General features: G+C 63.5%; 1 protein-coding gene. It reads left to right on the forward strand.

Going from position 1 to position 790, the window contains the following annotated elements; genetic code table 11:
- Positions 1 to 68: 68 nt before the first annotated feature.
- Positions 69 to 790 (forward strand): DMT family transporter (locus tag AC07Y2_RS28730; protein ID WP_494990421.1); only part of this gene is annotated, 722 nt, incomplete at its 3' end.

Below are 790 nucleotides of genomic sequence, written 5' to 3' on the forward strand. Positions count from 1 at the left end.
TTCGCAGTATAGGCCTGCATCCAGACAGGGGATAATCGCCGTTCATCAACGTACTGGTTTCTCCTCCCATGCAATACGCGTTTCCCCTGCTGGCGATTTTCATCTGGGCCGGCAACACCGTGATCAACAAGCTCGCGGTCGGTGCGATCTTTCCCGCCGAGATCGGCTTTTACCGCTGGCTGCTCGCCGGCCTGCTGTTTACCCCGTTCATGCTCAAGAAGGTGATCGCGCACTGGCCGCAGATTCGCCCGAACCTGGGCAAGATCTTCATCCTCGGCGTGCTCGGCATGGCGGTCTATCAGAGCCTGGCCTACTTCGCCGCGACCCTGACCAGCGCCACCAACATGGGCATCATCCTGTCCCTGATGCCGCTGATGTCGCTGGCCATGGCGATCATCAGCCTCGGCCAGCGCCTGACCGCCGGTGCGCTGGTCGGTGCGGTGCTGTCGTTCGCCGGTGTGCTGGTGGTGGTGTCGTCCGGCAGCCTCGGCGCGTTGCTGCAACACGGGGTGAACCTGGGTGACGCGATGATGCTGGTCGCCACCCTCGCCTACGCGATCTATAGCACCCTGCTGAAAAAGTGGCAGCTGCGCCTGCCGCCGCTGGTGTTGCTGTATTTGCAGGTGCTGGTGGCGGTGGTGGTGCTGTTTCCGCTGTACGCCGTGTCGCCGAAAACCGGCCTGACCCTGCAGAACATTCCGCTGGTGCTGTATGCGTGCCTGCTGGCCTCGATGCTCGCGCCGCTGGCGTGGATGCAGGCCGTGCAGCGTCTGGGCCCGAGCCGGACCAC

This window comes from Pseudomonas sp. GW456-12-1-14-TSB6 (assembly GCF_059424205.1).